The sequence below is a fragment of the uncultured Psychrobacillus sp. genome (genome assembly GCF_938022135.1).
In the GTDB taxonomy this organism is placed as follows: Bacteria; Bacillota; Bacilli; order Bacillales_A; family Planococcaceae; genus Psychrobacillus.
Map to the genome: position 1 here is coordinate 126,234 of NZ_CALIED010000010.1, position 26,482 is coordinate 152,715.

General features: G+C 35.4%; 32 protein-coding genes. 8 read left to right on the plus strand and 24 right to left on the minus strand.

All coding sequences use genetic code 11. The features are described from left to right. The first annotated feature begins 443 nt into the window (after positions 1–443). Positions 444–599, plus strand: a complete 156-nt coding sequence (locus Q0371_RS01855; protein WP_251553080.1) for a hypothetical protein — start codon at positions 444–446, stop codon at positions 597–599. Positions 600–709: 110 nt separating this feature from the next. Further along, positions 710–925, plus strand: a complete 216-nt coding sequence (locus Q0371_RS01860; protein WP_298467567.1) for a hypothetical protein — start codon at positions 710–712, stop codon at positions 923–925. Positions 926–1,162: 237 nt separating this feature from the next. On the opposite strand, the gene Q0371_RS01865 is transcribed toward Q0371_RS01860, so the two are convergent. The 10 genes from Q0371_RS01865 to Q0371_RS01910 form a co-directional block, all read right to left on the minus strand. Next, positions 1,163–2,359, minus strand: a complete 1,197-nt coding sequence (locus tag Q0371_RS01865) for an MFS transporter (RefSeq protein ID WP_298467569.1) — start codon at positions 2,357–2,359, stop codon at positions 1,163–1,165. Positions 2,360–2,382: 23 nt separating this feature from the next. After that, a complete protein-coding gene (locus tag Q0371_RS01870; RefSeq protein ID WP_251553078.1) occupies positions 2,383–2,964 on the minus strand; it encodes a TetR/AcrR family transcriptional regulator in 582 nt (193 codons plus the stop codon). A gap of 115 nt (positions 2,965–3,079) precedes the next feature. Beyond that, positions 3,080–4,123, minus strand: a complete 1,044-nt coding sequence (locus Q0371_RS01875) for an LCP family protein (protein WP_298467573.1) — start codon at positions 4,121–4,123, stop codon at positions 3,080–3,082. A 116-nt stretch (positions 4,124–4,239) separates the two neighbouring features. Next, positions 4,240–4,683 carry an NUDIX domain-containing protein gene (locus tag Q0371_RS01880; RefSeq protein WP_298467578.1) on the minus strand — a complete coding sequence of 148 codons (444 nt, stop codon included), beginning with the start codon at positions 4,681–4,683 and terminating at the stop codon, positions 4,240–4,242. Continuing rightward, positions 4,670–5,218, minus strand: coding sequence for a histidine phosphatase family protein (locus Q0371_RS01885; protein WP_298467580.1), 549 nt, complete (start codon positions 5,216–5,218; stop codon positions 4,670–4,672). Before Q0371_RS01885 ends, Q0371_RS01880 begins: the two co-directional genes overlap by 14 nt. A gap of 21 nt (positions 5,219–5,239) precedes the next feature. Next, positions 5,240–5,857: an NUDIX hydrolase gene (locus tag Q0371_RS01890; protein ID WP_298467582.1), complete on the minus strand. Its 618-nt coding sequence runs from the start codon at positions 5,855–5,857 to the stop codon at positions 5,240–5,242. A gap of 228 nt (positions 5,858–6,085) precedes the next feature. Continuing rightward, complete coding sequence (locus Q0371_RS01895) at positions 6,086–7,159, minus strand: metallophosphoesterase (protein ID WP_298467586.1); 1,074 nt, start codon at positions 7,157–7,159, stop codon at positions 6,086–6,088. Positions 7,160–7,200: 41 nt separating this feature from the next. Continuing rightward, positions 7,201–7,740 carry a GNAT family protein gene (locus tag Q0371_RS01900; RefSeq protein WP_298467589.1) on the minus strand — a complete coding sequence of 180 codons (540 nt, stop codon included), beginning with the start codon at positions 7,738–7,740 and terminating at the stop codon, positions 7,201–7,203. 84 nt (positions 7,741–7,824) lie between these two features. Further along, positions 7,825–8,244 (minus strand): universal stress protein, encoded by a 420-nt coding sequence (locus Q0371_RS01905; protein WP_298467592.1) that lies wholly within the window; start codon positions 8,242–8,244, stop codon positions 7,825–7,827. Between the two features lie 16 nt (positions 8,245–8,260). Next, positions 8,261–9,694, minus strand: a complete 1,434-nt coding sequence (locus Q0371_RS01910; RefSeq protein WP_298467656.1) for a SulP family inorganic anion transporter — start codon at positions 9,692–9,694, stop codon at positions 8,261–8,263. 578 nt (positions 9,695–10,272) lie between these two features. On the opposite strand from Q0371_RS01910, the gene Q0371_RS01915 reads away from it, so the two are divergent. Then, positions 10,273–10,731, plus strand: a complete 459-nt coding sequence (locus Q0371_RS01915) for a hypothetical protein (protein ID WP_298467595.1) — start codon at positions 10,273–10,275, stop codon at positions 10,729–10,731. Positions 10,732–10,828: 97 nt separating this feature from the next. Here the strand turns inward: Q0371_RS01915 and argH are convergent, their stop codons facing one another. Then, positions 10,829–12,202, minus strand: a complete 1,374-nt coding sequence (argH, locus tag Q0371_RS01920) for an argininosuccinate lyase (protein WP_298467598.1) — start codon at positions 12,200–12,202, stop codon at positions 10,829–10,831. Next, positions 12,199–13,407: an argininosuccinate synthase gene (locus Q0371_RS01925; protein ID WP_169358287.1), complete on the minus strand. Its 1,209-nt coding sequence runs from the start codon at positions 13,405–13,407 to the stop codon at positions 12,199–12,201. Before Q0371_RS01925 ends, argH begins: the two co-directional genes overlap by 4 nt. Positions 13,408–13,610: 203 nt before the next feature. On the opposite strand from Q0371_RS01925, the gene Q0371_RS01930 reads away from it, so the two are divergent. Then, positions 13,611–14,636, plus strand: a complete 1,026-nt coding sequence (locus tag Q0371_RS01930) for an NADH:flavin oxidoreductase/NADH oxidase (protein ID WP_298467602.1) — start codon at positions 13,611–13,613, stop codon at positions 14,634–14,636. 85 nt (positions 14,637–14,721) lie between these two features. Here the strand turns inward: Q0371_RS01930 and Q0371_RS01935 are convergent, their stop codons facing one another. The 3 genes from Q0371_RS01935 to Q0371_RS01945 form a co-directional block, all read right to left on the minus strand. Next, a complete protein-coding gene (locus Q0371_RS01935; protein WP_298467605.1) occupies positions 14,722–15,177 on the minus strand; it encodes an OsmC family protein in 456 nt (151 codons plus the stop codon). A gap of 81 nt (positions 15,178–15,258) precedes the next feature. After that, positions 15,259–15,723 (minus strand): SRPBCC family protein, encoded by a 465-nt coding sequence (locus tag Q0371_RS01940; protein ID WP_298467608.1) that lies wholly within the window; start codon positions 15,721–15,723, stop codon positions 15,259–15,261. A gap of 23 nt (positions 15,724–15,746) precedes the next feature. Beyond that, the gene (locus Q0371_RS01945; RefSeq protein ID WP_298467612.1) at positions 15,747–16,217 is read right to left on the minus strand and encodes a GNAT family N-acetyltransferase; all 471 of its coding nucleotides are present in this window, start codon (positions 16,215–16,217) and stop codon (positions 15,747–15,749) included. Positions 16,218–16,494: 277 nt separating this feature from the next. Between Q0371_RS01945 and Q0371_RS01950 the strand changes: the two genes are divergently transcribed. Continuing rightward, a complete protein-coding gene (locus Q0371_RS01950) occupies positions 16,495–16,914 on the plus strand; it encodes a MerR family transcriptional regulator (protein WP_298467615.1) in 420 nt (139 codons plus the stop codon). Between the two features lie 34 nt (positions 16,915–16,948). Next, positions 16,949–18,250, plus strand: a complete 1,302-nt coding sequence (locus tag Q0371_RS01955; protein WP_169358283.1) for a hemolysin family protein — start codon at positions 16,949–16,951, stop codon at positions 18,248–18,250. Positions 18,251–18,347: 97 nt separating this feature from the next. Here Q0371_RS01955 and Q0371_RS01960 read toward each other — a convergent pair whose 3' ends face one another. Next, positions 18,348–18,479, minus strand: a complete 132-nt coding sequence (locus tag Q0371_RS01960) for a hypothetical protein (protein ID WP_298467659.1) — start codon at positions 18,477–18,479, stop codon at positions 18,348–18,350. A gap of 195 nt (positions 18,480–18,674) precedes the next feature. Here Q0371_RS01960 and Q0371_RS01965 point away from each other — a divergent pair, with 195 nt between their 5' ends. Both Q0371_RS01965 and Q0371_RS01970 read left to right on the plus strand, forming a co-directional pair. Continuing rightward, a complete protein-coding gene (locus Q0371_RS01965) occupies positions 18,675–19,487 on the plus strand; it encodes an STAS domain-containing protein (RefSeq protein WP_298467620.1) in 813 nt (270 codons plus the stop codon). Between the two features lie 110 nt (positions 19,488–19,597). Then, positions 19,598–19,798 carry a YqaE/Pmp3 family membrane protein gene (locus Q0371_RS01970; RefSeq protein WP_298467623.1) on the plus strand — a complete coding sequence of 67 codons (201 nt, stop codon included), beginning with the start codon at positions 19,598–19,600 and terminating at the stop codon, positions 19,796–19,798. A gap of 127 nt (positions 19,799–19,925) precedes the next feature. Here the strand turns inward: Q0371_RS01970 and Q0371_RS01975 are convergent, their stop codons facing one another. The 8 genes from Q0371_RS01975 to Q0371_RS02010 form a co-directional block, all read right to left on the minus strand. Further along, positions 19,926–21,881, minus strand: coding sequence for a S9 family peptidase (locus Q0371_RS01975; protein ID WP_298467626.1), 1,956 nt, complete (start codon positions 21,879–21,881; stop codon positions 19,926–19,928). A 73-nt stretch (positions 21,882–21,954) separates the two neighbouring features. After that, the gene (locus tag Q0371_RS01980; protein WP_298467629.1) at positions 21,955–22,365 is read right to left on the minus strand and encodes a GNAT family N-acetyltransferase; all 411 of its coding nucleotides are present in this window, start codon (positions 22,363–22,365) and stop codon (positions 21,955–21,957) included. A 150-nt stretch (positions 22,366–22,515) separates the two neighbouring features. Beyond that, on the minus strand, positions 22,516–22,698 hold the full coding sequence (locus Q0371_RS01985; RefSeq protein WP_298467631.1) for a hypothetical protein: 183 nt from the start codon (positions 22,696–22,698) through the stop codon (positions 22,516–22,518). 30 nt (positions 22,699–22,728) lie between these two features. Next, positions 22,729–23,433 (minus strand): class I SAM-dependent methyltransferase, encoded by a 705-nt coding sequence (locus Q0371_RS01990; protein ID WP_298467634.1) that lies wholly within the window; start codon positions 23,431–23,433, stop codon positions 22,729–22,731. A gap of 1 nt (position 23,434) precedes the next feature. Beyond that, positions 23,435–23,989: a DUF4825 domain-containing protein gene (locus Q0371_RS01995; protein ID WP_298467637.1), complete on the minus strand. Its 555-nt coding sequence runs from the start codon at positions 23,987–23,989 to the stop codon at positions 23,435–23,437. Further along, entirely contained in the window at positions 23,979–24,659 is a 681-nt protein-coding gene (locus Q0371_RS02000) for a permease prefix domain 1-containing protein (protein ID WP_298467640.1), read from the minus strand. Before Q0371_RS02000 ends, Q0371_RS01995 begins: the two co-directional genes overlap by 11 nt. Before the next feature lies 1 nt (position 24,660). Continuing rightward, on the minus strand, positions 24,661–25,005 hold the full coding sequence (locus Q0371_RS02005; RefSeq protein ID WP_298467642.1) for a PadR family transcriptional regulator: 345 nt from the start codon (positions 25,003–25,005) through the stop codon (positions 24,661–24,663). A gap of 302 nt (positions 25,006–25,307) precedes the next feature. Beyond that, on the minus strand, positions 25,308–26,482 hold a 1,175-nt coding region (locus Q0371_RS02010), incomplete at its 5' end, for an IS1182 family transposase (RefSeq protein WP_298467645.1).

Here is a 26,482-nt window from a genome sequence, read left to right on the forward strand (position 1 = left end):
CGATGCAAAATTAATTCAAGGTAGACACCCTTATGGAAGATCCTATATTAGTATTCCATATCAGAATAGTTAACTCCTTTAAATTGAAATAACTACTCCTGATATTTTGTAAAAACGTGAACAATAATAGAGAGAATAATATATGTTGATTAGGCGGCGACGCTGGTTAGTTTAATAACAATAAATGAAACTTTAACTGAAAATTAACGACTTATTGGGAAAAGGAGGAAAATCGTATTAGAATAAAATACTTTTTCTTTTCATTAATAGCTATTGCTATCTTATCGGGTTGCACTAACGATTCATCAGCTATTAGTAACAATTCATCGGAGAAAGAAACTACTGAAGAGCCTGAAATTAGCGAACCTACTCCACTGCAATGGATAAATTATGGTGGTGAGAAGTATGTTTTTAAAAGGATTATTCCTAAAGATGAAGTGGATATGAGTCAAATTGTCTCAACAAACACATTAACAGCATTAGGAGATGGTGCTGAATCTGGGAATGAAATTTTTCTTTATAAGAAAGACGGTAGTTTATTCATAATAGATAACACAGGACCTACTGACCAATGGGTTAATTTCACTAAAAATAATTAAAAGGAGCTACGTTTCTTGTTGAAATAACGGTGTGCTTTACTTCGAGAAGGAAATATTTATTTGGAATCTATTCATGTTGACTTTCGTATATAGTCCGAGGGGGAATTTTTTTGAAAAATACAAAGTTAAGAATCGCATGGATTGTTCCTAATGTATTTTGTTACTTAATGCTATTTGGATTATCCATTTGGACAGTGGCAACCGGCGAAGGCTTACTAGAAATCAATAGACTTTCGCTTTACGTTATAATTATGCTTTTACTTTTCTTAGCATCAGTGTTCGGAAGTTACCAAATTCGGACATGGATAAAAGAAGGTAAAATATAAAAAGGTCTTATCAAGCTAGAGGGTTCGTTAATAAAAAATAATTTTAAAGTAAAATGAATCAGGAAAAATATCCAAGCTTATTTTTTTATGTGTATTTAAAATCAACCTTACCTTTAATATCGCCAATTGGTATTAGCTCAGATTCCGATTTCTTCCCGTTCTATGAAATACATCCCTGCAAAAAAGAAGTATTGCTAAACGTTTCCGTTGCAATACTTCTTAATAGTTTTAAATTTTTTATAAACTAGTCTCCCATTGCTTATCCTTCCAATACACAGTGATCACAAGCCCCACCAACATAACAAGTCCGGCAAACAGGTAAGGGTAATGAATATTCACATCGAAAAGAATACCTCCGAGAGCTGGTCCTACTATATTACCTAGGCTCGTATAAGTGGAATTCATGCCCGCAACAAATCCCTGCTCTTTTCCTCCCGCTCTTGATAAAAATGTCGTTAAAGCAGGACGCAGTAAATCAAATGCTAGAAAAATAAAACTTGTGACTAATAGTACCATGAGGAAGCTTGTAACCATTGTAGAAACAAACGCTAATAAGACCCCAACTATTAAACAGATTTGTATTAACTTTTTTTCTCCTAGCCAATCAACAAGCTTGCCAAACATAAATATTTGCACGACTACACCGAATATCGAGCTGATAGTTATAATGAGAGCAATGTCCTTTGGAGTGAAGCCAAATTTATGATCAGAAAATAAACTGAACACAGTTTCGTAAGCAGATAATCCGAATGCTAACACAAATATAATAATAAAGGCTATGAAGTACATTGGTTTAAATGATTTATTCAAGTCGCCTATAAAATTGGTTTGCTTACTATTAGTGGATATTTCTGCAAGCTCTTCTTTAGAGAGTGGTTCCTTTAGGATAAATAAAGAGGTGATACAAGCAATAAATGCTATACCTGCTGCAAAGTAAAAAGGTACTCTTATGCCAAATTCAGCTAAAAACCCTCCGATTCCTGGTCCAATGATAAAACCAGTACTAATAGCTGCTGAAATATAGCCCATCGCTTTTGGACGTTCCTTTATCGTAGTTATATCTGCAATATAAGCAGTTACACCAGGCATTATAAAGGCTGCACTAATCCCACCCAATGCTCTTGATAAGTAAAGCACCCAAACATTTGTTCCAGCTCCAAAAATAAGCTCGGAAATAGCAAACAATAATAGTCCTAGAGTAATCATTTTCTTACGGCCGATTTGATCAACCCATCGACCTGCAAAGGGGGAGGTTATCAATTGGGCAACTGCAAATACCGCAACTAGATACCCCATTGTACTTCCTGTAAGATTCATGATATTCATAAATGATGGCATAACAGGTATTACTAAGCCTACTCCTAAAAAAGCAATGAATATATTGCTAAGAAGTATAATAACTACGGATTTTTGTTCTTTTAATGGTTTGTTCATCCTACGCACTTCTTTCTTTAACTTTAATGATTAGATATACCACGACAAAATACCTTCCAGGAGGCATCTAATCTCTCTGATAAACGCTTCTCATCGTTGTTATAGACAAGTTCAAGCATCATCGAATCTATCATGCTTAAAAAAGCATATGTCAAAATCAATGCTGACTCACCGTCAACTAGCTTTGCATCTATCCATTGTTGAAATTTTTCTTCTAATACAGCTTGCACTTGTTTCTCTATATCAAGTACATCTTCTTCGATATCTTTAGCTAAGTGCGCTGGAGGAAAAAATGACATCCTTAGCCAAAATTTTAAATGCTCGTCTTTTTGAAAAAGATTAATAACCATTTTTAAGAAGCCATATAAATCCTTTAAAGGATCTTCAGCATCAAGAGGACGAAAATAATGAAGCTTTGTGTTCAGCTCGATTTGCTTGGCATCTCTTAAGACTTGAAGAAAAAGGTCATCTTTTCCTTTAAAGTGTGCATATATGGACTGTTTTTTCATACCCACTTCTTCAGCTATTTGAGATAATGAGGCTCCTTCATATCCATGAATCGTAAAATACTTGAGAGCAGCTTCTTTTAATTCTATATGTTTCACACCTATCGCTCCTTTTAACGAACGTTCGTCAGTTATAATATCAAATGTTCACTTAGGAAGCAAACAATTTATCTCAAAATAAAAAACGTGTCCGGGGATGGTACCCGGACACGTTTTATTTACCTATTGATAAATCCTTTACTTCTTCTACATCTGCTTTATATGTAGTACTAACTAGGTTGGATTTTAGCTGCTCCCCGACTTTACTAAGTGAGTCTTCTTCTGGAACAAAATACCAAAGGTCCAGTCCTGCTTCTTTACTGTAGATCATTTTACCACTGCCATCTAACTGTAAATGCTCAATAGGACTGTTTTTAAATTTTTGATACATTTTGGCTAGTTTTAAATAATCTGAGGACGGGATATTCGTTTTGACATTATCCCCTACATCCTCTATTAAATCATCAATTTTAGTAATCATGCCCACATTGGTCATCTTGTTTAATAATGATTCGATAACTTGCTGTTGCCGTTCATTACGGCCCTTATCTCCCTCAGGATCTTTTTTTCGCATTCGTACATACGCCAGTGCCTCGTCACCTTCTAAAAACATAGGACCTTCCGTAAAAGTTTTCCACTCAAAGTTAGCGAGTTGAATTTTAAATGTAAAAGGTACATCTACCTCAACGCCTCCTATGGTATCGACTATATCTTGGAAGCCCTGAAAGTCAGTGGAGACATAATAATCGATAGGTATACCTAGCATGGTCTCTATTGCTTCTGATACCCAATCAATTCCCCCGTTTGCATAAGCATGGTTAATCTTATCTTCCCTGTCTAATCCTTCGATATGAACTAACGTATCTCTAGGGATGCTTACCATAGAAATTTTGTTTGTAGACGGATTAACAGTTGCTACAATTAGCATATCTGAACGACCATATTTTTCCGTCTTTCCTCGCTCAACGCCTGTTAAAAGAATAGTAAAAGGTGAGTCATCCGCCTTTGCTACTAGCTCATTCTTAATCGAAGTGTCTTTTAGGTCTTTTTCCAATGGCACAAACATTTTATTGTTTGCATGCTTGGCTTCCCAGGATAAATTAATCGCGAAGAAAATAATAGCCGAAGTCAATGCCATTAAACCAATTAATACTATATTTTTAATCTTTCTCTTTTTAGAAGAAGATTTCTTCTTCAACCTGCTTTGAGAATTTCCCATCCGTTCTTTTCTCCCTTGAACAACAATATATGTATTTGCTTTATTATAAAATCGCTCACTTTTTCTAAATTATACCATTTTGGATTGAAATTACAAGTTGAGGTAACTTCTATATTTTAACCTACTTTAATTTGTTCTGTTAGTGTTCTTAACTGTTCTGCTTGAGTAATATTCCGTTTAAGGTAATCTGGAAACTCTTCCCCATTTAAGATTTCTTCCGTGGTCATCCATATTACTTCGTCTAATTCTTCTTTGCATTTCACGTATGGTTCCCCAAAGAAGTGGTCACAAACGAAGACAATATCTACAACAGGTTTTCCTGTATCTGATATAAAGGTCGAGCTATTCACATATTGAAGATTTGTTACTTCAATGCCTACCTCTTCATCAATCTCTCGAATTAGCGTTCTTTCGAAAATATCACTTGAATTCCCTTCTTGATCTACCTTACCACCAACAAGAGCCAGGCCTCCCGCACCATGCTCCTCCTGCTCACTTCGTTTCACTAGAAGCCACTTTCCTTCTTTATATATAGCACCCTCCACATTAACAATGAACATGTAACTCCTCCTTAAAGGTATAGACTTTGAACTCTCCATTATTTGAGGAATAGCGTAAGATATTTTTATCTTTCGGTATACCTTCAAAATAAGCACCTATACAACCTGTCGTACAACGGTGCCCAGAGATGAGTATATTTCCTTGAAACTTGTTGTATGTCTTTTCTAGGTGAAACATGAAATCAAATACTCGTGTAACATATATAGTGATATCTTCCACACCCTTATAAATAGTTGGATCAGGTATCGCACCTGCCAGCTTCACTTCTTCTTTTTTTACTCTGTCTGCCCCACCCAAATCAAAAACATCTAGCCTGGAATCTATGGTAGCTGTTCTACCCGTTACAATTTCTGCAGTTTGTATTGCTCTTTCCTGAGGGGAAGAAAAAACTAAGTGAAAAGGAACTTCTTTTAAAAGTTTTCTTACGTATTCAGCTTGCTGTTTTCCTTTTTCATTTAATGGGAGGCCGTTTCTACCTTGTAAGCGACCTTCCTTATTTAAATCTGTTTCTCCGTGTCGTACTACATATATCATCGGCTCATGTACCTCCATACGTTAATCGAAGATCGTTTCTTTATCTGGATTAATGAGAAATTCAAACATAGTCTTAATCTGAGATTCTGTATTTCTGTTAGTAGATAGTGTAGGTAAGTTAGTTGGAGAAAAGAATTGAACATGATTTGTCTCCACTCCGCTAGCAGGTGCCCCTCCAGTAATTTCACAACGAATAAAAATTTTATAGTAATGGTAAGCCTCAGGTGGATGGGGATGCTTGTCCTTATCCATTAATGCAAGCAATTTTACTGGCCTTACTTCATAACCAGATTCCTCTTTTATTTCCTTTACGATATTTTCCGCTGCGGATAATCCGATATCACAAAAACCACCCGGTAATGCCCATTTGTTGTCCAGGCTTTCACGAACCATTAAAATTTGATTGTCCTTAAAAACTACCCCACGCACGTCTACTTTTGGTGTTTGATATCCCTTATCTGTAGCAAATAAATCACTTACCTTTTGAAATTCTAAACCCGTATGCTCCGCCAAAATTTCAACACTTATAGCTCTTAACTCTTCATATCGCTCGATATCGTATATATCCTTTGAAAAAGCCAATCCAGATTGTGATAATGCTTGTATTCGTTTGGCCCATTCCAACCATTTTTGGCTCACTATAAAACACTCCTATGTATGGACTCGTAATGTATAATTTTTAAAAATTTTAATATGGTACTAAGTGTTGCTTTCTTTTGCCGAAAAGAATTGTAAACAAATATTCAAAAAACTTATAATTAATATACCATCTAACTAGGTTAAAATATATATTAATTCAAAAAACTACCAACAATTCGATTGATTGTGGTAGTTGGATAAAATTACAAAACAGTCATTAAGCATCTCTCAACGTTCAATCCATCCTATTTCTCCATTTTCATTTTTAACAAGGATATATCCTTCACATGTGTCATCAACTACCCAAACCTTTTCTCCTCGCTTTACCGGAAGGAAGGTAGTGCTTACATCTGTTTTACATAGGATGGAATCATTTTTTTCTATAATATATTCATTTTTAATCCATTGTTCTGTTCCTAGGAGTACATTTTGACATCGTGTAAAAAATGCCCCCCTTTTCATTATTTTTAATTCGTAATTAGGATAAGTGACTGTACCAGTTCTGTTTAAGTCAGCCATATGATCATGTTCTATTATTATGTAATGATTAAGACTGTCCACAAATGTATAGGAATATGTCCCGTCCTGAATGATTAAAGCATTCAACTGACCGTCTTGTTTCAGTTGGTTTCCACCATCAATGGCTATTATATTCTTCTCTAAATCTACCAAAGGGTTATGGGAGCTTACATCGGTTGCTCTGTAGTTAATCACTGGCCAATGACCAACAATTACTGGCTTACCTGCCTGATGAGATTTATCTAGAAAAAAGGAGGTATATAAAGCAATTTTTTCGTCCGTTTGCTTCCAATCTGTTTTAGGATCAATTCCTGCATGAATGATGATAAAATCATCGGTTTCATAAGCGACCGGTAGAGCTTCTAGCCAATCAATTATGTCTTGAAAATGTGCTTTATAATACGTTGACAAGTGTTTTACGCTATTAAATTCCTCAACACGCTTGTTATTCTTTGCAAGCATCTCATTTAAAATAGATTTTCGACTTTTCATGTAAGGAATTATTCCTTCACTTTCTTGAAAAACGTACCGATGAACAACGTCACAATTACCTTTGACAATAAAAACGTTGCTTGAGCTCTTTTGAAGCGAGCGGACAAATTCCACAACCTCTAAGCTGTTATCTCCTTTTTCGCATAAGTCCCCATTAATAAATAGATAATCATCCAGCTGGTAATTGACTCTGTCTAATAACTTTTTAAATAGCTGTAAGTTTGCATGTATATCCGAGATCACTATTACTCTTTTGCCAGGCTCTAAACTAATTCTTTTCATATCTATCATTTTCTTTGTCTCCTATAAAACTCTAATTACTTAAAGCCCTCTTAATTTTCTTGATTAATAATAGCTAAGATGAGATGGTCTTGCCATTTACCATTTATTTGTACATTTTCTTTAGCAATCCCTTCTTTATGAAAGCCTGCTTTTTCCAACACTTTTATTGAAGGTGTATTGTGGGGCATAACTCCAGCCTCGATTCTATGTAATTTTAATGTTTCAAAGCCATAAGCAACGGCCATCTTAACTGCTTCCGTCATGTAGCCCTTCCCATTTTGCTGTTCGTCTAAGGTGTAACCAATCATACAACTTTGAGCTGGACCTCGAGAGATGTGTGATAGGGCAACATTGCCAATTAATTCATCTGTTTTGGATAAAAAGATGCCGAACGCATACAATGTATCATTTGTTGCACCTGTTATCCCATTTTCAATGCGTTCCTTTATTTTTTCATATGTGTAAAAATCCGGCTCTCTTAAAACTGAATAGTGCTTGAAAAATTCCTTGTTTCTTATTTCTAAGTCCAGTGCCGCTTCTGTATCTTTCATTTGAAGAAGACGAATATATATTCCTTCTTGAGTGCCCATTAGTAACCTCCTCTAGTTTATTAAATTATATGAAAACTCCACCAAAAATAAAAGCCCTGTTATAAACAGGACTTTAACATGAATTTACTTAACTACTAAAGCTGGGCATTGAACTTGTTTTATTACCTTATGACTGACGCTTCCTAAAACCATTTCCTGTAGGGAATTTAAGCCTCTGCTCCCAATGACTAAAAGATCTACCTTATTTTCATTGGCGAATTTAACAATCTCAGGACCAGGGATACCATGCAGTATATTGATTTTATAGCTAATTTCCGATTCCTTTAAAAGTAGCTCAACATTTTTTTTTTTCTTTCGACGTTCTAATTCTAACACCTCTGTAGAGCCTGCATGCAGTACCTCTGTCCTTGCTTTTTCAAAATCTGCTACATAAACTATTTCCACCAAACATTGCTTATTTAAAGAAGCAATTTTGATTGTCTCCTTCGCTGCTCGAACAGCATTTTCAGAGCCATCTGCTGCTAAAACAATATGGTTATACATGGTGCGGATTCCCCCTTTAATGAGTGGATAGAGCATCTATTTGAGCAATCATTTTTTTACTATATGAATCTAAGCCGATTAATTCTACTTGAAGTCCTCGCTCACTTAGTAAATCCTTCACTTTAAATAATGCTCCTACCCCGGAATCATCCCAGATCCTACTATTAGTAAAATCAATTTGTATAGTATCCGATAGTGTAGTCGACTTTTTAAAGTAATCTACAAAGCTATCAGTAGAGGCAAAAAATAGCTGCCCTTCTATAATGTATCGCTGATCCTGTTCTATAACTTTTAGGGTAGAAATTTTTACAACAAAGAAAACCGCGCTTAATATAACTCCTGCGATAACTCCCTTTGACAGGTCGTGTGTATACACTACAATTATTACAGTAGTCAGCATGACCAGTGCATCTGTTCTTGGTGCTTTTACTAAATACTTAAATGAGTTCCAGTCAAATGTACCGATACATACCATAATCATGATTCCAACTAAGACTGGCATTGGAATTTTAACGACCAAGTCACCTAAAACAATGATTAGGAATATAAGGAACAAACCTGCTACTAGAGTAGAAAGTCGACCTCTTCCTCCTGATTTAACGTTAATCACTGATTGTCCAATCATCGCACATCCTGCCATACCACCAAAGAATCCTGTTACGAAGTTAGCAATACCTTGACCTCTAGCCTCTTTATTTTTATCACTTTCGGTTGCAGTCATATCATCTAAAATTTGAGATGTAAGTAACGACTCTACTAATCCCACTATTGCAAGTGCTATAGAAAATGGGAAAATTATCTGTAGCGTTTCTAAATTTAGAGGAACATTTGGAAGCAAAAAGGATGGTAAGGTTTGTGAAATATTTCCTAAATCACCTATCGTTTTTAATTCAAATCCACTGTAAATAGCAACGATAGTTAATGTGACGATCGCTATTAACGGTGCCGGTATTACTTTGATGAAACGTGGTAATGTATAAACAAGAATAAGTGTAATTCCTACAAAAATATACGTCATCGTTGAGATCCCAATGAAATGTGGTACTTGAGCCATGAATATTAGTATTGCTAACGAATTGACGAACCCAATCATCACAGCATTAGGAATATACTTCATCAGCTTAGCAATCTTAAATACACCAAATAGTAGTTGAATAATCCCTGTCAAGATGGTTGCTGCTAATAAATAATCTAATCCGTATTCTTTAACAAGAGGCACCATAACTAGAGCCATTGCTCCAGTCGCTGCAGATATCATACCTGGTCGTCCGCCTACAAAGGCAATAATGACTGCTATACAAAAAGAAGCATATAGCCCTACCATCGGATCGACACCAGCTATGATTGAAAAAGCAATGGCTTCAGGAATAAGGGCAAGAGCAACTACTATTCCGGATAAGATATCGCCCCGTATATTTCCAAACCATTGTTGTTTTAAACTTTCCATGATAATCTCCTTTGAAAAAAATTCTTCGATTATCATATCATCTTCTTTCCGTTAAGGGAACCTTTGCTCTTAAAGACGCTAGTTACTTGCTGAAGAGTACAAGCATATTGTAGTTAAAGCTATAAGACCTATCCAAAATATTTATATCTAGATATAGATATAAAAGAATGAGAGAGTAACATACGAATATGAGTGAAATTTTGTTTTATATGTTAATATTTAACTGAAACTAAATATTAACAAGTTAATGGTGGTGGCTTCTTGCACAAAAATAATCTTCTTTATTTTTCCTTGTTTTTCTATTTAGCATCTACTATACCCTTTGCTTTGATAATATTTCTTAACTCTTCAGACTATTTTACTTACGGAATTGATGGAAACTTAGGATTTTTTATGCCAATACTTTTGGTGCTTATAGCCCTATTACTTGCAGCATTGGGTAAAAGGAATACCTTTAGAAATTATTTAGTTTTTATCATAATATTTAGTTTGATAAATTATTCAATGATAATATTTGCTGGACTCTATGGTTTTAAAAACCCCTAAATAGAGTATTATTAAAAAACTCAGGGAGTGATTAATTGAATCTTAAAGATACTCAAGATACTTCGAGTAAACAATTACGTAACCTCAGTATTCTTATTTTTGGATTCTTGGCCTTTTTGTTAATACTATCTATTTTTAATGTTTATCCTGGTGGATACTCCATTGAAAATGAGACGACTGAATCATTTTCTATTGAAAAAACCAGTTTTCTAAAAAAAGAAAACATAGAAATTACAATCACTCATGATAACGAGCTAAGGGCTATCTTACTAAAAAGTGAAATTACCAGTTTGAAAATACTTTGGATTGTAAGCTGTATGGTCATTCTAGGATTTATATTTGATATCGTTTCATATATAAGCAAAAATAAAAAGAATATGTTATTTTATATAACCATAGTTTTATTAATAATAATTATACCTTTGAATGTGTATTTATATTTATCTAAACTAAATAATATAGAATCTTATCTCTCTTTACTTAACTTGAGTTAATGTCATAGCCCTTAACAATCAATCAATAAACTACCTTCCTAGTTGGTAAAAAGCAAAACCGTGTTAAAGGGTTTATTCCTTTAACACGGTCTATAAGTTACCTTAATTTACTTTTAGCTTCTTCTATTTGTATTTTAACTTGATCGAAACCTGTACCGCCTAATGAATTTCTTCTTCTAACTGCAGCTAATGGGGACAAGACATCATAAATGTCTGCTTCTATTAAGCTACTAGCTTCTTGTAAATCACTTAATGGAAGATCCAGAAGGAAATATCCTCGTTGTATACAAAGGAAAACTAGTTTACCTGTTACTTCATGAGCTTCACGGAAAGGAAGTCCCTTTGCAGCTAAGTAGTCTGCAAGCTCCGTTGCATTAGAGAAGTCATTGTGTACTGTTTCATGCAAACGCTCTGTATGCACGGACATTGTTCGAACCATTCCCTCAAAGATTTTAAGGGACCCAACAATTGTCTCTACCGTGTCAAACATCCCTTCCTTATCCTCTTGCATATCCTTATTATACGCTAGAGGCAATCCTTTTAATGTTGTTAAAAGACCCATTAAATTCCCATAGACACGACCCGTCTTACCACGTATTAACTCTGCCATGTCAGGATTTTTCTTTTGTGGCATGATGCTTGAGCCTGTTGAAAAGGAATCATCCAATTCAATAAAGTTAAACTCTGAGCTAGACCATAAAATTATTTCCTCCGCAAAACGAGAAAGGTGCGTCATAAGTAAGGATGAGTTGCTTAAAAATTCAACGATAAAGTCGCGATCACTTACAGCATCCATACTATTTGCATATACGTTAGTAAACCCTAGATAATCTGCAGACAGCTTGCGATCTATTGGAAATGTTGTTCCTGCAAGTGCCCCAGACCCAAGAGGAGAAATATCTATACGTTTCATGGAATCTAAAAAGCGTTCCTTGTCTCTCTCTAGCATCCAGAAATAAGCCATTAAATGATGGGCAAAGGAAATGGGTTGTGCTCGTTGTAAATGTGTATAACCAGGCGCCAATGTTTCTATATGCTTCTCTGCTTGGTTAACTATTGTTTCTTGAAAAACTCTTATCAATTCAATGATTTCGTTTACTCGGTTCTTTAAAAACAAGTGCATATCTGTTGCAATTTGGTCATTACGGCTTCGTCCTGTGTGGAGCTTTCCACCAACCGGACCTATTAGATCAATGAGCATTTTTTCTAAATTTAAGTGAATATCCTCATTAGCAACAGAGAATTCAAGCTTGTGTTCAGTAGCAAGCTGCTTTAGCTGGAGTAAGCCACCAAGAATATCCCTTACATCTTCATGGGGTAAAATATTGCAATCGAAAAGCATTTTAACGTGTGCCATACTACCCTCGATATCTTCCATTACTAGTTTTTGGTCGAATTCAATAGAAGCTCCGAATTCATCCACCCATTGTTCGGCAGATTTCTGAAATCTTCCACCCCATAGCTTACTCATACTTGCACCTTCTTTTCTCCTTTGTTTACCATTGCATGTACTTTTGTTGGAAGTCCCCACAGTTCAATGAACCCAACAGCAGAAGAATGGTTAAATTCGTCATCTGCAGTGTACGTTGCAAGTTTTTCATTATATAAAGAGTTTGGAGATTTACGCCCTTCCACAATTGCATGGCCCTTAAATAGTTTCACACGTACAGTACCATTTACATATTGCTGTGTTTCCTTTAAAAATGCCACAAGAGCAGTTTTTAATGGAGAGAACCAAAGACCCTCATAAATAAGTTCTGTCAATTTCTTTTCCATTACTGGCTTAAAGTGAGCTAGCTCTTTCACTAACGTAATGTCTTCAAGCTCCTTATGTGCCAGAAGCAGTGTGTGTGCGCCAGGTATCTCATAGACTTCACGCGATTTTATACCAACTAGGCGATTTTCTACATGATCGATACGACCAACCCCATGCTTACCAGCAATATCGTTTAACTTAAGAATAAGTTCATGTAATGGATATTTAACTCCGTCTATAGCTACAGGAACCCCTTGTAAAAATTCAATTTCAATAATATCTGCAACGTCTGGTGCATTTTCTAAAGAAACTGTTAAATCGTATGCATCCTCTGGTGGTGCTGCCCATGGATCCTCTAAAATGCCACATTCATTCGCACGTCCCCAAAGGTTTTGGTCTATAGAAAATGGACTGTCTAGGTTAATTGGAATTGGAATGTTTTTCTCTTTGGCATAAGCGATTTCTTCTTCACGGCTCCAGCTCCACTCACGAACAGGGGCAATTACTTCTAACTCCGGATTTAAAGCATTGATAGAAACTTCGAAACGAACTTGGTCATTTCCTTTACCAGTACAACCATGTGCAACAGCAGTAGCACCAGTTTTCTCTGCAATTTCTACTAGTTTCTGAGAAATTAGCGGTCTTGATAGCGCAGATACTAAAGGATATTTATTTTCGTACCATGTGTGAGCTTGCAAAGAAATCAATGCATATTCATTTGCAAATTCTTCTCTTGCATCAATCATATAGCTTTCAATAGCTCCAACCTCTAGGGCTTTGTTCTTCACAAATTCTAAATCTTTTCCTTCTCCTACATCTAAACAAACAGCTACTACATCATAGCCCTCATCCTTAAGCCAAGTAATTGCTACAGAAGTATCTAATCCACCTGAGTATGCTAAAACAACTTTTTTGTTCATTAAATATTCCTCCAATGTATTTATATACGGTTATTTTGTATTAATATACATAATGTAACACTCAAAATGCATAAATACAACTATAAATTTATTAATTATACAAATATATTAATTATTTATAAAAACTATTACTCTCTTAACGCGCATTATTTGAATCAACGGACAAAACAAGCGATAATATGAAAAAGGAGTGATTCAAAGAAATGTCCAAATTATTTACACCATATAGCGTAAAAGGCTTAAGCTTAAAAAATAGAATAGTAATGGCTCCTATGTGCCAATACTCTGTCGAGGCCAAGGATGGAACTCCTAATGACTGGCACTTCGTCCATTATGTATCTCGCGCAGTAGGCGGGACCGGCTTAATCATTGTAGAAATGACAGACGTAGAGCCTGATGGAAGAATTACCGATTATGATCTAGGCTTATGGTCAGATGAACAGATTCCTGCTTATGCAAGAATAGTTGAAGAAGTACATAAACACGATGCCAAAATAGGTATACAAATTGCTCATGCTGGAAGAAAAGCAACAGATGCTAAACAACCAGTTAGTTCTTCCAACATTCCTGTTGAATCTGATGGTACATGGAAGGAACCAAGACCCTTAACAATTGATGAGATAAACGAAATGGTTAATAAATATAAAGAAGCGGCTCGCCGGGCAGTAGAGGCCGGGTTCGATACAATAGAATTACACGGAGCCCATGGTTATTTAATACACCAGTTCCACTCACCTTCTATTAATAACCGAACTGATGAATACGGAAAGGATTATGCTAAATTTGGTATGGAAGTTATAAGAGCAGTGAAAAGCGTTATACCAGAAGATATGCCTCTCTTGTTCCGTATATCCGCAATTGAGTATATTGATGGTGGCTATGGCTTGGAGCACTCATTGGAAATAGCAAAACAGTACAAAGAAGCAGGAGTGGACGTTTTCCATGTTTCCAGCGGTGGTGAAGCAAATCCAGGGAAAGTGAAGCCGGCAAATACACCTGGTTATCAAGTTCCATTTGCAAGAGCTTATAAACAAGCTTTAGATTTACCGGTCATTGCTGTAGGAATTTTAGAAGAGCCAGTTTTAGCTGAAAAGACTTTGGCAGAAGAGGATATAGAATTGATAGCCATCGGTCGAGGTATGCTAAAAGACCCTTATTGGGCATTGCATACGGAAGAAGTATTAGACGGAAAAGCAAATGTTCCAAAGGCATATAGAAGAGGATTCTAAGCCCTTAAGCAGAACCAAAATTGAAACCAAATATAAAAAAGCTATGGAAATTTTACGACTGTAAAATCTCCATAGCTTTTTTAAATTATATCTTGTCTGTTTGCTGAATCTCTATACCTTGAGAAACAACCTTAACACCATTAATTAAAGAGTCGAGTGCGGGACAATGATTCTCTACATATGTAATGAATTCTTCAATTTTCTCAGGCGATTCACTAGATTGAATATTAACTTTATATCTTACCTCTAAAAAACCAGGACGAATATCTGAAAGTCCAAGGAAACCATCCGTATCAATATCTCCTTCTAAATCAACAGATATATGATCGTACTGAATGCCAAATTTCTTTGCTGACATTTGCGCAACAATTGTTTGGCAGGCACCTAGCGATGAAAGCAATAATTCTAAAGGATTCATACCTTTGTCTGTACCACCTAAACGTTCCGGTTCGTCGATGTTAACTTGATGTCCGCGTGTTCCAACCTCCACTTGAAGCTTATCCACTAAATTTGCAGTTGAACTCATAGTAGTAATTGCCAATTTTATCCTCTCCATTTCTAATGATAATAGATTACAAAACTATTAAAATAGAACATTAAGCAACAAATTTAAAATTCCGTTTTAGCTTTTACTTTCTATGCTCTCCGCTATCCTTTTTAATTCCAGAGAACGATGTTTAATAAAATTTGTCATGTATTTTTCGAGGAATAATAAATCTGCCAACCTCCCCAGAACTCCCAAAGGGGAACGATACACAAACTCATCCCTTACCAATGTACCATTTTCTTGTCTGCTAAATTGATGGGTGTGTGTAAATGAATGGAAGGCTCCGCTTACCATAACGTCTCTAAAAGTATGAGGCTTGTCCATCTCAATAATTTTTGCAGTTAACCTTTGCCGAACACCGAAGTGTGTAGCTTCCCATGTTACACTATCTCCTTTTTCTAATAACCCTTTTACTTTACCACCAACAGCCTTTTCCTTTGTTTTTCCAGTCGTTTGAGTGTGTATGGCTACATCCCGTGATAAATCAAAGCAAAGATCTATTGGAGCATCTATTAAAATCTCATATATAATAGTTGGCATTATTTTTCCCTTTCGTAAATAGGTTAACTCTTAATTGAAGGCGTAAATGTCATTGCTTCATTACAGCTGATATAACCTTTACGTTTATAAAACTCAATACTATCATCACTTGGCCAAACGATAACAAACTCGTACTCGTTCGATTCCACCCATTTATTCACTACTGTAAGAAGATTAGAGCCAATTCCTTTGTTTCGTTCCGCGGGAATAGTGTAAACATTGGTCATATATACAAATGGATGAGTAATTCTACCTGGACGAGGAACCTTATGAATAAGCTCCATATGAATATGAGATACTACCTGTTCATTTATTTCTGCAATCCATATAACCCATGAATTACTTTCGATTGCTCGTTCCAAAAATTGTCTACATTCCATTTGAAATTCCTCTAGATTATGATCAGTCGCTTTTTCATTATGCTCTATTGTAAAATCCCAACGCATTTGAATTAACTGAGCTATATCTTTTTTCTGCGCAAGCCTGATATTCATAGCATCCTCCGTTTATGCATAATACATTTTCCAGAAAACTACCTTTAATAAGTTACATGTAGTTTCTCCTACTCTACAATTATAACAAGAACAGTTGCTTCATTGATTCGATTTATTAGGTAAACTTAGGTCTTGGAAGAAAAACTTATTATTTAATAATAACTTTTCATACAAATTGGAATAAAGAGATTGCTTTAATCCTCCACTGCTCACAGCTTGTAACCCTTCATGTTCCTTGCATTTACCTCAAATTCATACTATACTAAACCCTAACGTTATGGTTAGGAGTGATACTATTGGGACAGAGAAACTAAGAATTGGCGAGTTAGCTGAAAAAAGTGGCATTACTAAGCGTACCATCGATTATTATACTACTCTAGGGCTATTAGATGCTGAACGTTCTAGTTCCAACTATCGTTACTACCCTTATGAGGCTATTGAAAGACTAAGAGTTATAGAAGAGAAAAAGTTAAAAGGTATGTCACTTGAAGAAATAAAAAGAGAGCTTGCCAAAGATAGTATAGAAGAGATTGATATCCAGGAAATACGATTACAGATGCAATATTTAGAAAAAGAAGTTTCTCACTTATTGGAACAAATAAATGAGAAGGAAGATAACACAAAGCATTCCATCAAACAGAAAGTTTCATCAGAAAGTGTTGCTCTTATGCAATCCTTATTATTATTAATCACTTAGGAGGTGAAGTCTTACTTTCGAGTAAGACAACTTATTGACCGCATTGAATTTAACTATTTTTGTCATATTAATCGCTTTAACCGCATTCTTCGTAGCTACGGAGTTTGCTATCGTAAAGGTACGTCATTCCAGAATAGATCAGTTAGTAGCAGAAGGTCGTAAAGGTTCTAAGGCTGCAAAACAAGTTACATCACGCTTAGATGAATACCTGTCTGCCTGTCAGCTTGGTATTACTGTAACTGCTTTAGGAATAGGGATGGTTGGTGAATCGACATTCGAATTTATCCTACATCCATTGTTTGAAACAATTGGAATTAGTACGGACAACATTCATTACTTTACGATTGGTGCTGCATTTTTAATCGCTACTTTTTTACATGTCGTGGTCGGTGAGTTGGCTCCAAAAACAATAGCTATCCAAAAAGCAGAAGCAGTTACCCTTGTTTTTGCTAAACCGATTATGATTTTCTATAAAATCCTATATCCATTCATTTGGTTCCTAAATGGATCTGCTCGCTTGCTCGTTGGGCTTTTTGGTATGAGACCAGCATCAGAACATGAACTATCTCATACAGAAGAAGAGCTTCGATTATTACTTGCGGAGAGTTATAAGAGCGGGGAAATTAACCAAAATGAATTGAAGTATGTAAATAATGTATTTGAATTCGATGACCGCATTGCTCGTGAAATCATGGTACCTCGTACTCAAATTATTGGTTTTGAAAGAAAAGCTACCTTTAATGAGGTATTAACTACGATTTCTGAGGAACGTTATACACGCTACCCTGTTTATGAAGAAGATAGAGATAATATCATCGGATTTATTAATATTAAAGATTTCTTAACACTAGGTATTAATAATCGTATAACATTGGAGAACTTCAATATAGAGGATTTTGTTAATCCTGTGATTAATACTATAGAAACTACTCCGATTAACAGTCTGTTATTGAAAATGCAAAAAGAGCGTATTCATATGGCTATATTGTTAGATGAATATGGTGGTACGTCTGGGCTTGTAACCGTTGAAGATATCTTGGAGGAAATTGTAGGAGAAATTCGAGATGAATTTGATGACGACGAAATAGCAGATGTTCGGAAAGTCAAAGAAGACCACTATATCATTCACACAAATGTGTTACTTGATGATGTCGCGAAATTGTTGAAAATAGATCTTTATAATCCTGATGTAGATACAATTGGTGGATGGTATTACACTCAGGACATAGAGTTACACATGGATGAACAAATTGAGTATGGAGGTTATATATTCTCCATCAATGAAAAACAAGACAATCATATCCAATTTATCGAAGTACAAAAATTTAATGCTTAATTTAATAAATAAAACCCATTTTGATATTTCAAAATGGGTTTTATTTATATTGGCTCAATCATTGTTACATGACTTACTTAGCATATTTTCTTAATAATTAATTTATTAATAGGTTTAATGCCTTCTCAACTATAAGTTCAGCACTATTCTCTTCAGGTGGCATCCATAAGCCAGTAACAGGTCCATATATAATGGGATTCACCTCAACTTCGTAACCCCCTGCTAACATTAGTTATCGACTCTTTAGCATCTTTTCAATTTTCTAATAATACTATCTTCTATCATATTAACGTTTTTACCTGCTTGAAATCATAATTTTAATCTCTCTTGGTTATAGAATATCCTACTTGAACAAGAGAAAGCTTGACTTAAAAGAAATGAATTTTTATGATGAGTAAGAAGCCAAAAAAAAGGGAGAAGAAATATGAGCCCACTTATTAGTATTTCAGATTATATCTTTAATAATAAAGAATTGTTGGCTAGTAATATCGTTGATGAGGTAATAAATTCTCTTGATATGGATATACCTCGTTGGGAACAGGAACAAGCTAAAAATATGTATATTGAGTTTGTTACCTTTATTGGAGAGTATATTTTAAGTGGTGAGGAGAAAATCCCTGAATCCTTATTAATATGGAGTAAAAAGAATGCAGCAATGGTTTCTCTTGATGGTAATCTATCTACCCTAGTAGTCAGATATCTCCCTACTCGCAATGTAATTACTGACATACTGACTAATTTAGCAATCACATTCGATCTTAATTTGAAAGAGCTAAGTAAATTGATTAAACAGGTTAACAGAATGTTAGATATGAGCCTTAACGAAACGGTTGCCAATTATGAGTATCTAGCAAGCGAATACCAAAAGATGTCCCAAATGGAATTAGCAAAGGTCGGAGCACCAATAGTTCCTGTTAAAGAAGGAATTATAGTTTTGCCATTGGTAGGACACATTGATATATATCGGATAGACTATATGATAGAAAATTTAACTCCTAAAATTGCAAGTGCTGGTGTATTTTACGTTATAATTGACTTTTCAGGGGTATATAAAATCGATAAAGGAAACGTTCAATATATAAACGAATTGGTTCAAATGATTCGTATAATGGGAATTAGTGTTATGGCAACAGGGATTTGCCCTGATTTAGCTAAAATGACCATTAATGAAGGAATAGATGTGGCTGCAGATGTCATTTACCCTAATTTAAAGATTGCATTAGAAAGCATTAATTAATATTATTACTTCAGGAAAAGTACCCATTATATACCACTATATTATAGTTTGCTAATCCTACAAGTTGTTCTGTATGATTGTGTACAAATCCTTGTAAGGAGCTAGTAACTATGATGTATCTTTTAGCTATTGTGTTACCACCAGTAGCAGTTTTATTCTCCGGGAAGCCATTTCAAGCTTTTCTTAATTTACTACTATGTTTTTTAGGTTACGTACCTGGAATTATTCATGCTATCCTTGTAGTACATGACCATAAAGCAAATAAACGAATGCTTAAACAAACAGAGCTAATAAAAAGGAATAATAAATAATCGAATATTTGCAGGGAATAAAATTGCCCCTCTAAAAAGCTCCAAAAATTTTGCAAAAAGCAAAATTTCTGGAGCTTTATTTTGAATTAGACACTTATAGCTTTATGGGATTCATTTATTATTACTCCTAAAAGTCCTTCATACTTTCTCCAAGAATATAATGTGAAAACCACATTAAATTCTGTTTCATAATAGCCACATTCATTCCCGGTTGATCGGGACTATACGCCATCCCTTTAAATATAACTAACTCTGTATCAACTTCCATATCCTTTAATCCCTGATATAGCTCATATGCATTTGGAATGGGTACTCTTGCATCCATTTCGCCGTGTTGTATTAAAGTCGGAGTAGAGGCGGATGTAATATAATGCATTGGTGACGTTTTTGAATATATCTCTGGGTCATTCCATGGATTATTTCCTAAACACATCCGAATAAAGTATGGTATATCTGTATTAACATAATGGGTTCTCCAATTAGTAATACCACCTCCAACGGAAGCAGCTTTAAATCTATTACTAAAAGTAGAACAAAATGCGGATAAATATCCTCCATTGCTCCATCCCATAACTCCTAACCTATCATGATCCGCAATCCCTACGTCAACCAGTTTATCTACTCCAGCTATAATATCATCATAGTTAGCAATTCCAAGTTTTCTGTAGTTTGCTTTTAAGAATTCATTACCATAACCAGAACTTCCCTTGTAGTTAGGTTCTAAAACTATAAATCCTTTTTCTATAAACTGCTCTATAGGATACTTCTCATTAAAGCAGTCCGAAAATATTGGGAATGCTGCCCAAGCAGGACCACCATGGATTACCACTAATAAAGGATATTTTTTATTCGGGTCTAAATCTACTGGTGTTGATAAAACCCCTTCTATATCAACCCCATCCTTACTTTTCCATGAGGTTACTTCCCTGTTACTTTTAAGCTTTCCTTTAAAAAAGCTGTTTTCATTCGTAATCTTTTTATCGTTTAAATAGATTTCAAAGGTTTCATTTATTTTAGCCTTAGTATAGGATATATGATTTCCATCTTTCGTTATGTAAGCATTCATTATAAAACTATCTACTTTTTCACTTAGCATTTCTAGCGCTCCATACTCAGATAACAATCCCATAAGGTAATTAGTTTTGTCCTGCCATTTGATTAAAATCCCTTTAGTTGTCCACCGTATAGGAACTACCGTACTATCAAAATCAGTTAACGGATGAATTACCTTTCCACTATTCATATCATAAATTTCTAACGTGCTGTCTTCTATATGAGTTTCATAGTAATCTTTCTCCTTAATACTTGCTTGGTAACAAATTTTGTTGCCATCTGGAGAGAAGCAAATGGAGCCACCCAATAGCCTATCTATATTCAGCTTTTGAAGCTCGACAGCTTGAATATCCAATATGTATAAGTCACTCTTTATATAATCACCCATATCAGGGCTAGGTGTAGCCAAAATTCCTGCTTTTTTTCCGTCTAATGAAATATCAAATTCTTGAACATGAAAATCTTTCCCATTGGTAAGTTGAACTACTTTATGTTGTTTTTCTGGATTGTCATTTTGTACCTCTTTACCAAGATTTATATAATATAAACAATTATTTTCGTATTCCTTACCTATATGAAGATAATCCCCATATAATTCCTTTCGTTTATTTAGTACCTCAGATTCTTTTGACTGTGCAAGATAATATATACCCTTGCCAGTTGGCTCCCATTTGAATTTACTGACTCCTTCTTTTTCATCAGTAATTTGAACTGATCTATTTCCTTCTTTCAATTTAACAAAGATTTGATTCTTTTTATCAGCCTGTTCACCAACTGGACTAAGGTATGCAATATCTTTAGAATTTGGAGCCCATAACGGATATGTACTTTCTATATCTCTAGTTGTTAATGGGTTACAGTCCTCTTTATCTTTTCCATATATCCATATATGATTTTTGTATTTATTGTGTTGCCAGCTGGCTGTCTTCTTAACAAACGCTACTTTTTTACCATCCTCACTAATATGGATATCCGATAAAGTTGGTAATGAAATAATCTCTTCTATACTTAGATATTTCCTTTCAATCATTTTGTTTCCCCCCTTGTAAAGGTAATCAATCTATAAAAGCCATATTTCCCCCTGTTCCTTGTCCTTTCCGTTATCATTTTAACCTCATTAATGTACTACCATTCACATCGGTAGAAAATCCAAATTGCTCATAGTAGGAAACTAATCTTTCAGGACAATAAAGCTCGACTCGCTCTACATCCTGAATGACTGAGTGATTTAACAGACTGTTCATTAGAGTTAACCCATATCCTTGCTTCCGACCGTTTTCTTTTACAATTACATCAAAAATAAACGCCCTGTATACCCCATCTGAAATTGCTCTTGCGAAACCCACTAGATCACCTGAGTCCTGATCAACTAAGCCTATCGTTACATGACTCAAATCAATCATTGTTTTTATATCAGCTAAGCTACGCTCTTTTGTCCACCATTCATTTTGAAATAATTGATACAAGTCTGTTAAATGCTTTTCAGTGTAATGATGGATTACTTTTATAGACATTTTAACTCCTCCAAGATAAGTAAATATAAAATTTATTATAAAGTGTAATCATTTTAGTAGGATAAAAGAACTTAGCTTACTCAAACAAACTAAGTCCTTTTATAAATCATATGGTTGTTTAGATATTCAACAAGAACCCAGTTACCTATCCTAGAACGGCAGGCTTTGAAAAAGGGAAATGGTTAACCCTAATGCCAATACGGTTCCTACAGAAAGTAAGCTTATCATTTTCCACCAATTTATCTCTTTTGAGGGTTTTACAGCCTCTTGGGAAACTACAATCCAGATCACTACAGAAACTATTGATATTATGGCAATAAACTCTTTAGACACATTTAATCCCCCCCTTAACCCTTATGTCCCTCAGTTTCTTGCGTTAATTATCAAAAAATGTGGAGTTGTCATCAGCTTGTGATAACCTTTAGGATCTATCTTCTTAAATTCTTCAGTAGGCTGTGGCTCTATAAGACGCTCTAATTTAAAGAATTTTAAAGTTTCGTTTAAGATGGCTTGCATAGGTCTCCTATAAAAAGGCACTTCAATTATTTTCCCATCACGCTTCCACTGATCTATTATAAATTCATGTGAAAAATAATCTCCTTCCTTAGCCAATCTTATATCCATAGATGGGTGGTGTACCGAAAATATGAATTGACCGCCTGGCTTTAAGATTCTTTGAAACTCTCTAAATGTCAATTCCCAATCATTGATATAATGAAGGACTAATGAGCTAATAATGAGATCAAAACTATTGTCTTCAAAGGGAAGTTCTTCTTCTAGGCTTAAGCAAAGAACATTAGCTTTGTCCCTTACTCTTCTTTTCGTTGCCTCTACCATTTTAGGACTGATATCGATTGCTGTAACCGTTGCCCCTTCACGTATAAGCTGGGAGGTATACCATCCTGCAGCACAACCCGCATCCAAAACGCTTAAATTATTTAAATTAGAAGGCATTTGTTTGACCATTTCTGGTCTCTCATACTCCGTGTTATATATACTTCTTTGATCGACGTTAAATTCATAATCATCGGCGAGCTGGTTATACGCCTGAATGACACGATCCTTCATGTTAGCCCTCCTTGCTGACTTGTAAATACTGGTCAAACCAATCCTTTATCTCTTCCGTTTTTAATCGCTGTTGCACTTCTTTTTCAAATAACAGAGGATCTAAAAGCTCATCTAAATTCCCTAGAACACTCTCTACATTGCTTCTGTTAACGAGAAAAGTTTCATTTGGAAGTCTTAACTCTATTTGTTCCAAATTCTTAATAAGTACAAAAGCAGCTGTAGTATTATAAATGACCGATTGTTGTACTTGACGAGGAGAAACGTCACTTAAATCTTTATAATTCACGATTAACAAAAAACGATCAGGGTCCTGTTCAAAGCCATTCAAATAATTTTGTAAAGGAAGTGATTGAAACAAATGAGCATTATTTGAGTTGTTTCCCATATATATATTTTCATATACTAGCACCTTGCTAAAATCATGGGTCTCTGGATCAAGCTGCCGTAGCATTTCTTCCGCTTGTAAATTTTCTTTTTCTGGTAGGTAAAAAAGGTTCATCCATCCAAAAAGTATAAGCCCAGTAATGAATAATCCAATTATTAACTTATTCTTCATAGTTCGCTTCATTACCTCCTCTGATAACTATGTTTTTAAATCTGTTAATTAATAAAGGTACAATGATGGAGAAAAATGGAGCCAAATAGGCTGCTATAGTCTGACCGAATTGATAAGGACCTTCAATAGAGATATTACGGCCAAACCATAGATCACTACCAAAATGGATGGCAGTAATCATTCCCCACTGCGCTACCATAAACAATGCCCAAATAATCCAAATCCATTTTTGCCATCTATTCATAAAAGCTAATTGGATTGTTCTTTCATTCGTTAAAGAACCTGCTATGATTTTTAACACGATATAAAATACGCCAATTATTAATATGATTATTAACAACAGCCAGCTCGTAGCCCTTAAGGAACTAAAAACATTAAACGGAATAGAGATGATCCATGCTATCAATAAATAAATCAGCGACCATTGCGTAAGCTCGACCAACACTTTGCTTAATTGAACTGTTTGTAAGCCTTCTATTACACTATCCAGTTTAGGCATTTTCTCGGTACTAATCCTAAAAGCTTGTTTTGCAGTTAAACCCTTATTCGCAACTAAGTCTTCAATTTCTGCCTCTAAATTTCCGATGACTTCTTCTTTCAACTCTAATGTTTCTTCATTTTTTGGGTATCCAGTGAACATCTTATTAACATACTTTCGAACCTCATTCATCTTAATCACTTCCTCCTAACACTAATCGATCAATGAGCACCTTTGCGCGATTCCATGCTCTTACATTTTCTTCGTAGGCCGCTAAGCCTTCTTTTGTAATCGTATAATATTTTCGTCGGCCACCTTGTGACTGATCACCCCAGTATGCCTGGATAAATCCAATCTTTTCTAATCGTTTCAGACTGCTATATAAACTCGGCTCTTTCAATATATACTCTCCATTGCTACCGACTGAGATAGCCTTCATAATTTCATATCCATAATTATCTCCTGCCTTTAAAACCTTTAAAATAATGGTATCGATATGACCCCTTATTAAATCAGCACTTACTTCATTTTCTGACAAGCCTATCACCTCTTATTACAATGTATATCAAATTACTATGTCTGTCAAAGTACTATGTCATGAATAAAGAAATTATTGCTTCCCCGCCCTCTCATCATGACAAATCAAGAAAAGTAGGAAAGATAATAGGTGCTTTCCTAAAAGGAAATTAAATAAAAAAAATAAACAGCTTATGATTTTAAAATCAATAAGCTCAGAGTGTAGACAAAAGGGTTGGAAATCGAAACGATTTCCAACCCTTTTGCTATTATCACAGTTTACATTCTGGAAAAAGAGCTAATTCAACTCTCGATTTTTTTGTTTTACGCCATTTTTGGCATTTTCCAGGTCCAGCTGGCCAACTTCTTAAGATTTAAGGCAGCAAAAGTTAGCATCGCCTGCATGGACAATTTTTTAAGACCCTTTAAGGTTGTCCATCGCATACCATGCTTTTCTTTGGCATCGGCAAAGACACGCTCGATCGTCTCTTTACGCTTCCCATAAATTTCTTTCATTTCATAGTTATGACGTAAGTCCTCAGCTACATCCAAATAATCTTGCCAGATATGACGTTGAATCATCTTTTGTTTATTCTTACTCTGCGTGCATTGGTCAATCACTGGACACGTGGCACAAATAGAAGGAGTTGAGGCATACTGGCGATAACCTTCCTTCGTTGTTGTTCGGTAGTTAAGAACCTGTCCTTCGGGACAGAGATAGCAGTCATAATGTTCGTCATAAACATACTCGTGTTTTTTAAAGAAGTCTTCTTTTGTCATTGGTCGTTTGTACGGAAGTGCAGGAAGGACATGATTCTCTAAAAGGAAATTCGCAATAGCTGGTGTCTTGTAGGCTGCATCAGCGGCAACAACGACTGGGCGTCCCACCCGGTCGATGACCTTCTGAACCAGTGGTTCAAGCATATGGCTGTCGTGAACATTTCCAGGTGTGACAATGTTTGCAAGCACAAAACCCTTCTCGTCTGTTGCAGCATGAAAAGAATAGGCGAACTGCTTTGTCCGTTCATCTTTTACGTAGTAACCACTTTCAGGATCTGTTGTCGATTCCTTAATCTCCTTGTACTCTTCCTTTTCAAACTTTTCAGGTGGGAATGGTTTCTTCCCATGCTTTTCCCGGTCGAGGTTGAGCTCCTCCTGGAGCCTCTTTTCATAAGCCCGCGTCTCTTTACGAACAACCTTCTTCTCAAACTTTCTCTTATTCGCACTAGCTTTCACATGGGTCGAATCAATAAAGACATGATCCGGGCTTAGGAGCCCACGATCTGCGACCTCCTTTAATACTCTGTAGAAAATCTGCTCAAATAGATCTGTGTCTGCAAAACGACGGACATAGTTTTTCCCGAAAGTTGAGAAATGGGGAACCTCGGTATGGAAACCAAAGCCTAGAAACCATCGGTATGCCATGTTGGTTTCAATCTCTTTAATGGTTTGGCGCATGGACCGTATACCAAAGGTATATTGGATAAAAGTCATCTTGA

Coding starts and splice junctions, on each gene's coding strand:
- Q0371_RS01960 (WP_298467659.1), bottom strand. CDS start 18,479: ATGTTAGCAGGGGGTTACGAAGTTGAGGTGAATCCCATTATATATGGA.
- Q0371_RS01900 (WP_298467589.1), bottom strand. CDS start 7,740: ATGGGCACTCAAGAAGGAATATATATTCGTCTTCTTCAAATGAAAGAT.
- Q0371_RS01905 (WP_298467592.1), bottom strand. CDS start 8,244: ATGTATAACCATATTGTTTTAGCAGCAGATGGCTCTGAAAATGCTGTT.
- Q0371_RS01980 (WP_298467629.1), bottom strand. CDS start 22,365: ATGTCTATAAAAGTAATCCATCATTACACTGAAAAGCATTTAACAGAC.
- Q0371_RS01885 (WP_298467580.1), bottom strand. CDS start 5,218: ATGATATATGTAGTACGACACGGAGAAACAGATTTAAATAAGGAAGGT.
- Q0371_RS01925 (WP_169358287.1), bottom strand. CDS start 13,407: ATGAACAAAAAAGTTGTTTTAGCATACTCAGGTGGATTAGATACTTCT.
- Q0371_RS01995 (WP_298467637.1), bottom strand. CDS start 23,989: ATGAAGAATAAGTTAATAATTGGATTATTCATTACTGGGCTTATACTT.
- Q0371_RS01970 (WP_298467623.1), top strand. CDS start 19,598: ATGATGTATCTTTTAGCTATTGTGTTACCACCAGTAGCAGTTTTATTC.
- Q0371_RS01950 (WP_298467615.1), top strand. CDS start 16,495: ATGGTTAGGAGTGATACTATTGGGACAGAGAAACTAAGAATTGGCGAG.
- Q0371_RS01965 (WP_298467620.1), top strand. CDS start 18,675: ATGAGCCCACTTATTAGTATTTCAGATTATATCTTTAATAATAAAGAA.
- Q0371_RS01990 (WP_298467634.1), bottom strand. CDS start 23,433: ATGAAGGATCGTGTCATTCAGGCGTATAACCAGCTCGCCGATGATTAT.
- argH (WP_298467598.1), bottom strand. CDS start 12,202: ATGAGTAAGCTATGGGGTGGAAGATTTCAGAAATCTGCCGAACAATGG.
- Q0371_RS01855 (WP_251553080.1), top strand. CDS start 444: ATGAGTCAAATTGTCTCAACAAACACATTAACAGCATTAGGAGATGGT.
- Q0371_RS01865 (WP_298467569.1), bottom strand. CDS start 2,359: ATGAACAAACCATTAAAAGAACAAAAATCCGTAGTTATTATACTTCTT.
- Q0371_RS01895 (WP_298467586.1), bottom strand. CDS start 7,159: ATGATAGATATGAAAAGAATTAGTTTAGAGCCTGGCAAAAGAGTAATA.
- Q0371_RS01875 (WP_298467573.1), bottom strand. CDS start 4,123: ATGGGAAATTCTCAAAGCAGGTTGAAGAAGAAATCTTCTTCTAAAAAG.
- Q0371_RS01880 (WP_298467578.1), bottom strand. CDS start 4,683: ATGTTCATTGTTAATGTGGAGGGTGCTATATATAAAGAAGGAAAGTGG.
- Q0371_RS01940 (WP_298467608.1), bottom strand. CDS start 15,723: ATGCCAACTATTATATATGAGATTTTAATAGATGCTCCAATAGATCTT.
- Q0371_RS01930 (WP_298467602.1), top strand. CDS start 13,611: ATGTCCAAATTATTTACACCATATAGCGTAAAAGGCTTAAGCTTAAAA.
- Q0371_RS01975 (WP_298467626.1), bottom strand. CDS start 21,881: ATGATTGAAAGGAAATATCTAAGTATAGAAGAGATTATTTCATTACCA.
- Q0371_RS02000 (WP_298467640.1), bottom strand. CDS start 24,659: ATGAATGAGGTTCGAAAGTATGTTAATAAGATGTTCACTGGATACCCA.
- Q0371_RS01945 (WP_298467612.1), bottom strand. CDS start 16,217: ATGAATATCAGGCTTGCGCAGAAAAAAGATATAGCTCAGTTAATTCAA.